Source organism: Providencia sp. wls1922 (assembly GCF_009706505.1).
Lineage (GTDB): Bacteria > Pseudomonadota > Gammaproteobacteria > Enterobacterales > Enterobacteriaceae > Providencia > Providencia lanzhouensis.
On the sequence record NZ_WLUG01000050.1, the window covers coordinates 1 to 7,190 of the forward strand.

The following is a 7,190-nucleotide window of genomic DNA, read 5'->3' on the forward strand; positions in this document are numbered from 1 at the left end:
ACATCCGGCAACTGATTCAGTTTCGAAAGCACCCTTCCCAACACCTCGATATTATACAGCTCGATGGTCATATCGATAGTGGCGAGCTGCTGCTTCACATCGCTGCGGCTGCTTACCCCTAGCACGTTGACTTTTTCGTTCGCGAGGATTGTCGTAATATCGCGCAATAATCCACTGCGGTCATTGGCTATCACTCTTACCACCAACGAGTAACCGCTAGAGTAGTTTTCACCCCAAACTGCATCAATCACACGCTCTGGCGCGTGGCTTTGCAGCTCGGCAAGCTGTTCACAATCCGCACTGTGAATCGAAATTCCACGACCTTTGGTAATAAAGCCGACGATTTCATCACCCGGAATTGGTTGGCAGCAACGAGCAATATGGTGCATCAAGTTGCCGACCCCTTCGACCACCACACGCCCACTACCGTGGGATGGTGCTCTTGGGACACCGGATTTATTCTCCAGCGACTTCATCGCAGCGCGATCTTCTTCCTCTGCCGTCGCTTTATTAAACTTAGCTTGTAGGAAGTTAACCAATTGGTTGATACGAATATCACCGCCGCCAATTCCCGCAAGGACTTCATCCAGTGAGTGTACGTTATAACGGGCAATCAACTGTTTTTCTGCATCTCGTAAACTGATATCTAGATGAGATAATTCGCTGTCGAGAATTTGACGTCCCGCCAGAATATTTTTATCGCGGTCTTGTTTACGGAACCAGTTTTGAATTTTCGCCCGTCCACGGCTGGTTGTCACATAACCGAGGTTAGGATTGAGCCAGTCGCGACTCGGGTTTGGGTGCTTCTGGGTGATAATTTCAATCTGATCGCCCATTTGCAATTGGTAGCTAAATGGCACGATACGGCCACCAATTTTCGCTCCAATACAGCGGTGTCCGACATCACTGTGAATATGGTAAGCAAAATCGAGCGGCGTTGAACCTGTTGGTAAATCCACCACATCGCCTTTTGGCGTAAACACATACACTCGGTCATCAAACACTTGGCTACGTACTTCATCCAGCATTTCACCAGAATCTGCCATCTCTTCTTGCCACGAGATGAGTTTACGCAGCCATGCAATGCGGTTTTCGTAGCTGCTGCCCTTACCTACGCCACTTGCACCTTCTTTATATTTCCAGTGCGCAGCAACGCCCAGCTCTGCATCTTCATGCATTTGGCGGGTACGGATTTGGATCTCTAGTGTTTTACCATTTGGGCCTAAAACCACTGTATGGATCGACTGATAGCCATTTGGCTTTGGGTTCGCTACATAGTCGTCGAACTCATCGGGTAAATGACGGAAATGAGTATGCACAATCCCCAGCGCCGCATAGCAATCTTGCAGGCGTTCAACCACGATACGTACCGCACGCACATCGTATAACTCGCCAAATGCTAAGGATTTCTTCTGCATTTTGCGCCAAATACTGTAAATGTGTTTTGGTCGGCCATACACTTCAGCTTGAATTTGCTCTTTGAGCATATATTTGCGCAGTGTGCTAACAAAATTGTCGATGTATTCTTCACGATCAATACGGCGCTCGTGCAGCAATTTCGCAATTTTTTTGTATTCCTCAGGGTGCAAATAACGGAAACAGAAATCTTCTAATTCCCATTTTAATTGCCCGATCCCTAAGCGGTTTGCCAACGGTGCATAAATGTTGGAACACTCTTTCGCTGCTAAGACGCGCTCATCTTCGCTGGCATCTTTGACTTCACGTAAATGAGCGATACGCTCGGCGAGTTTAATGACCACGCAGCGGAAGTCTTCTACCATCGACAACAGCATACGGCGGATGTTATCCACCTGTACGGAACTGGTTTCGTTAGATTGAGTAGCTTTAAGTTCGCGGATGGCATCCATCTCAATCACGCCTTTTACCAGCGCATGAATGGATTGACCGAAATCATCAATAACGGATTGTTCGTCGAGTTTTCCCTCTTCAACTAAAGGGAACAGCAACGCAGCTTGTAAGCTACCAATATCCATGCTGAGCGTGGATAGAATTTCGGTCATTTCAATGCCGCGCCACAGTAGCAGAGGCGCAATATCCTGCCCCGATAATTTATCGTGACAATACTGCCAGGTATGGATGAGTTTTTCTTCTGATTGTTTATTATTCAAACCCAAATCATTAACCCATTTTTCGGGGGCAAATTCACCTGCTGGGGTTAAATGCGCACTTCTTACTGCAACCATATATTCTCCCTACCTGTTACACCTCTGGGCTACGAACAAATAGCGCCATGGATTCCAGATGACTAGTTTGCGGAAACATATCCAACATCCGCAATTGAGATAACTGATACCCGCCTTCAAGCAAAACTTTACTGTCTCTTGCTAACGTTGTTGGATTACAAGAAACATAGACAATTTTTTCTGGCATCAGTTTAATTAAATGTTCCATTACACCAGCGGCGCCTGCTCGAGCAGGATCTAGCAGCACTTTATTGAAACCTTCTTGCGCCCACGGCTGAGTGTGAATCTGTTCTTCCAAGTTCTCATTATAGAACGCCGCATTCTCAATTGAGTTGCGCTGGGCGTTATTTCTGGCTTGATTGACTAAATTTTCAACACCTTCAACGCCTACCGCTATTTTTGTTAAGCGGGCAATTGGCAGCGTAAAGTTACCCATCCCACAGAAAAGATCCAATACCCTATCTTCTGGGCTTAGATCTAACCATGCTAAGGCTTGTGCCACCATATGCTGGTTAATTTCACCATTCACTTGAATAAAATTGGCAGGGCTAAATTGTAAGGTTTCACCCGCCACCTGATATTCAGGTAAAATGGAGCCAGCCTCAAGCGGGACTAACTGACCTTCATTCCCTGCTAACCAAATACTAAGTCCATGAGACTTGGCAAATTCTAGCAAGTGTTTTCTATCAGATGCGTCAACAGGGGTTAAATGGCGTAGTAGGATAAGATTGCCGTTATCCCCGTGAATCAGCTCTACATGCCCTAATTTGCTGGCAATCGATAGCTGATTTAAACAGATGGACAATGGCGCTAACAGTGCATCAAGTTCTGCGTGCAATACTGAGCAACTTTTAATGTCCACCAGCGTGTTGGTTTGCGTTTGGCGAAATCCCATCATTAAGTGATTAGATTTATTTTGATATTGCAGCCCCAAACGCGCGCGGCGGCGATAACCATATTCTTCACCGCCAATCACCGAAATAGGTGGCAGTACAGAGCCAGTCTCCCGCCCCATTAAATGTTGTAAAGCCTGCGCCTTGCTTTCGCGTTGAAGCCCAATCTCTACATGCTGCTGTTGGCAGCCACCACATTGATTAAAATAACGGCAGCGGGGTTTCACTCGTTGCGGGCTAGTGCTAAGGCGTTTAATGACTTTGGCTTTGGCAAAATGACGTTTATCTTCCGTCAGTTCGACTTGCGCCTCTTCCCCTGGTAATAAACCAGTGATAAATATGGCTTTGCCATCATGACGAGCTACGCCTTGCCCAGCGGCATCTAAACTATCGACATGAACCGTGATTTGACGGCGTTGGGTGGTGCGGCGATTTGGCGAGTAAAATTGGGCCATAAGTAGTCACTAAACGGAGTTAAATAAATTCTATTTCAAGCCACAGGTGGTAAGCCCATATTTACTTTATAACGGCTTACTTTATCACTGCGACTGCCTGATAATTGGGTAGACAAATTAGCGGGCTATCATAGCATTTTTTTACCAAAATTAGTGACCACTTAGTTTTTTTGTCACGCTATATACTGACTTTTTTTATCAGCGTTAATTCGTCACCATAAATTTTCGATACTCTTCATAAGCATAATGGTCAGTCATTCCGCTAATGTAGTCTTGGAGCAGTCTGGCTCGATAATAAAACTCTAGCATCGATTTATCCGCATCGCTGGTGACTGAAATTTTTTCCAAGGCTTCGTTATAGGAGAGTCGATGTTTATTCGATAACTTATGAAATAGGCGAGTTTCGATAAAAAAGTGTTTATGGTAATTTTGTGCCACTAATGCCGCAAAATCCTCTCTATCCATCATCAATAGTGGGCTGTAAACATCTAACAACCCGCTAATAATTCGGTAGCCTTGTAGCTCTAACTCTTCCACTTCATGGTGATTAAACACATGCTTAAACGCCACTGTTTTTAAAGCTTTTAAGAGGCGATGCTCTTGGCTTTTATCCTCAAGTAACGCGCTGTTAAAGCTGCCGTGATAAATTTCAGGCAGGTTTTGAATAAAGCGCTGAGCACTGTAATGGGCGAGTTTTCCTGTAATATTGACACGCAAATACATAAAAAACTGATCTTGCTGAATGCGCCTTGTGTGGTTATCGCTGATATTATTGAATGCCCGCAAAATAGTTTGGTCGAAGAGATCCCCAGATTTTACCTCGCCCCACTCCGATTTTAGGTATTCAATTAGCTGCTCAACGGTATAAATGCCCTTTTCTGCTGCATCGTCTAAATCCGCAATACAGTAAGAAATATCATCCGCAGCTTCCATGATATAAGAGAGCGGAAAACGGCAATATTTTCCCATTTCCAATTTTTTACTTAACTCGCTGACAAAATCCGCTTCAGACCAATAATAGCCCGGTTTTTTCATTAAATAATCAAATTCTGGCGGGATAGGCTCAAGGTCATAAGCGCCGCGAGTGTATTTCAAAATAGAGCCAATTTGGGCGTAGGTTAAATTCAGCTTGAGCAGGCGATGCGCCATGCGCAGCCCTTGAGCGTTCCCTTCAAACGAGCATAAATCACGCTTAAGCTGACGACGAAATAGATCCTGTTTTTCATTACCAGTCAGTTGTAACGCTTTAATTTTGCAAGGGTCTGTCGTTTCTGGCGTGAAGAGATAATCTGGCGATAACAATTTACTGAACCAGCGTTGAATAGCCGCTTCACCGAAATGCCCAAACGGCGGGTTGCCAATATCGTGCATCAAACACGCCATTTCCACCAGGCTTTCAAAGGCATCACAACGGTCCGTTAATCCATATTCATCAAGCATTTTTTTCTTTTTCAGCTCACCCAACACCGTTTTACTGATGTAGCGCCCAACTTGTTGGACTTCAAGAGAATGGGTTAAACGGCTGCGTACGGCGGAGTTTTGTTCAAGGGGAAAAACTTGGGTTTTCTGTTGTAAACGACGAATCGCAGCGGAGTTGATAATCCGCCCACGGTCACTTTCAAAGAGACGGTTTACGGCATCTTCATCATCGGGTGAGACTTTTTGATTTTTCGCACTGCTCATATAGTTACGCTGGAAACTCAGTTTTTTAACAAAATTAATCTTTTTTCCCGCCATGCTAGCCTCTATGCCTTACCGTTTTATTCCTGAATCTCCAAAGAAAAGGCAGAGGAAAACCCACCTTTCGATGTTACACTTTAGCCATCTACGACATAAGTGTCTAATTAATCAACAGTGAGTATGACATAATGAAAATCGGTATCATAGGTGCGATGGAGCAAGAAGTTGCGACCCTGCGCGAAAAAATTGAAGGTTGCCAAACATTGAGCCTTGCTGGCTGTGAAATTTATACAGGGAAAATAAACGGCGTTGACGTCGCTTTATTAAAATCGGGCATCGGTAAAGTCGCAGCGGCAATCGGTACCACATTATTGTTAGAACACTGCAAGCCTGATGTTATCATCAATACAGGTTCTGCGGGCGGTTTAGATCCACGTTTAAATGTAGGTGATATCGTCGTATCTACCGAAGTGCGCTACCACGATGCGGATGTCACCGCATTTGGTTATGAGCCGGGTCAAATGGCACAGTGCCCACCGGCATTTATTGCCGATGCAAAACTCATTGAAACTACCGAACAGTGCGTGAAAGCGTTAGATATGAACGCCGTTCGCGGTTTGATTTGCAGTGGTGATGCTTTCATCAACGGAGCTGAGCCTTTAGCGCGTATCAAAGCGACATTCCCGACCGTTGCTGCCGTTGAAATGGAAGCCGCTGCTATCGGCCATGTCTGCTACCAGTTTAACGTGCCTTTTGTGGTGGTTCGTGCAATTTCAGATGTGGCAGATAAAGAGTCCCACACTAGCTTTGACGAGTTTTTACCTGTCGCTGCACGCCAATCATCCTTGATGGTTGCTGCGATTGTCACAGCATTAGCGTAATTTATTTCTCACTTTCTAAGGCATAACTGACCTTCATTTATGCCTTTTCTAATACCTCTTTGTGAAGTAATGCTATGAATCTAACGACCAAACTCATGCGCTCACTGATTGGTTTTCTATTTTCCTTAACCCTAATCAATAGTGCATTCGCCACCCCCAAATCCCGAGTCATTAGTTTATCACCTGCCAATACGGAGCTGGCTTATGCCGTAGGGTTGGGAGATAGCTTAATTGCCGTAAGCGCCTATTCCGATTACCCAGAATCTGCCAAAAAGCTTGAGCAAGTAGCGGATTGGCAAGGGTTAAATGTGGAACGAATTATTGCCTTAAAGCCAGATTTGATCTTGGCGTGGCGTGGCGGTAACCCGCAGCGACCTCTGGATCAGCTTGCATCGTTAGGGATTCCAATTGTCTATTTTGATCCGCAAAGCATTGATGGGGTTATCGCCTCACTAGAGGAGCTTGCACAATACAGCCCTCACCCAGAAATGGCAGAGAAAAATATCACCCAATTGCGCAGTACGTTAAAGATGCAAAAAGATAAATTAGATAGTAATAAAAAACCTAAGCAATTATTTATCCAACTCGGCACGCAGCCATTATTTAGCACAGGAGATAATACTCTTCAAAATGATGTCGTTAAGACTTGCGGCGCTCAGAATATTTTTGAAAACAGCGCTGTCCAATGGCCTCAAGTCAGCCGTGAGCAAGTCCTCGCTCGCAAACCTGATGCCATCATTATGACCGGTTCCCCCGAGCAAGAAAAAGCCGTCAAAGCCTTCTGGAGTACTCAACTCAATGTCCCTATTATTCGCTTAAATGAGGATTGGTTCCACCGCGCCGGCCCCCGCATCATCAATGCCACCGAGCAGCTATGCAATCAGCTAAACGCTCTACCAAACTAAGAAAAGAAATTAAGAATCTAAGAATCTAAGAATCTAAGAATCTAAGAATCTAAGAATCTAAGATTACAGCAGGATTTTTTGAGCAGAATTAATACAACAGGACAATAATATAATCGAACTAATTTTTTTCGTTTAAAATCTCACGAAAAAAGATTTTTCTAAATAGTTCGAG

At 44.6% G+C, this 7,190-nt stretch carries 5 protein-coding genes; 2 read left to right on the plus strand and 3 right to left on the minus strand.

Features of this window, described 5'->3' with window-relative positions; genetic code table 11:
• The 3 genes from relA to dgt form a co-directional block, all read right to left on the minus strand.
• Positions 1 to 2,204: GTP diphosphokinase (relA, locus tag GKR71_RS03920; protein WP_154633959.1), on the minus strand; the 2,204-nt coding region annotated here is incomplete at its 3' end.
• A gap of 16 nt (positions 2,205 to 2,220) precedes the next feature.
• Complete coding sequence (gene rlmD, locus GKR71_RS03925; protein ID WP_154600104.1) at positions 2,221 to 3,552, minus strand: 23S rRNA (uracil(1939)-C(5))-methyltransferase RlmD; 1,332 nt, start codon at positions 3,550 to 3,552, stop codon at positions 2,221 to 2,223.
• Between the two features lie 204 nt (positions 3,553 to 3,756).
• Positions 3,757 to 5,289 (minus strand): dGTPase, encoded by a 1,533-nt coding sequence (gene dgt / locus GKR71_RS03930; protein ID WP_154633960.1) that lies wholly within the window; start codon positions 5,287 to 5,289, stop codon positions 3,757 to 3,759.
• A 131-nt stretch (positions 5,290 to 5,420) separates the two neighbouring features.
• Here dgt and mtnN point away from each other — a divergent pair, with 131 nt between their 5' ends.
• Both mtnN and btuF read left to right on the plus strand, forming a co-directional pair.
• Entirely contained in the window at positions 5,421 to 6,113 is a 693-nt protein-coding gene (gene mtnN / locus GKR71_RS03935) for a 5'-methylthioadenosine/S-adenosylhomocysteine nucleosidase (protein WP_154609867.1), read from the plus strand.
• A 95-nt stretch (positions 6,114 to 6,208) separates the two neighbouring features.
• Complete coding sequence (gene btuF / locus GKR71_RS03940) at positions 6,209 to 7,018, plus strand: vitamin B12 ABC transporter substrate-binding protein BtuF (RefSeq protein ID WP_195848958.1); 810 nt, start codon at positions 6,209 to 6,211, stop codon at positions 7,016 to 7,018.
• The last annotated feature ends 172 nt before the right edge of the window (positions 7,019 to 7,190 follow it).

Excerpts from the sequence above, each read along its gene's own strand:
- dgt (WP_154633960.1), bottom strand. The coding sequence starts at position 5,289 with ATGGCGGGAAAAAAGATTAATTTTGTTAAAAAACTGAGTTTCCAGCGT.
- mtnN (WP_154609867.1), top strand. The coding sequence starts at position 5,421 with ATGAAAATCGGTATCATAGGTGCGATGGAGCAAGAAGTTGCGACCCTG.
- rlmD (WP_154600104.1), bottom strand. The coding sequence starts at position 3,552 with ATGGCCCAATTTTACTCGCCAAATCGCCGCACCACCCAACGCCGTCAA.
- btuF (WP_195848958.1), top strand. The coding sequence starts at position 6,209 with ATGCGCTCACTGATTGGTTTTCTATTTTCCTTAACCCTAATCAATAGT.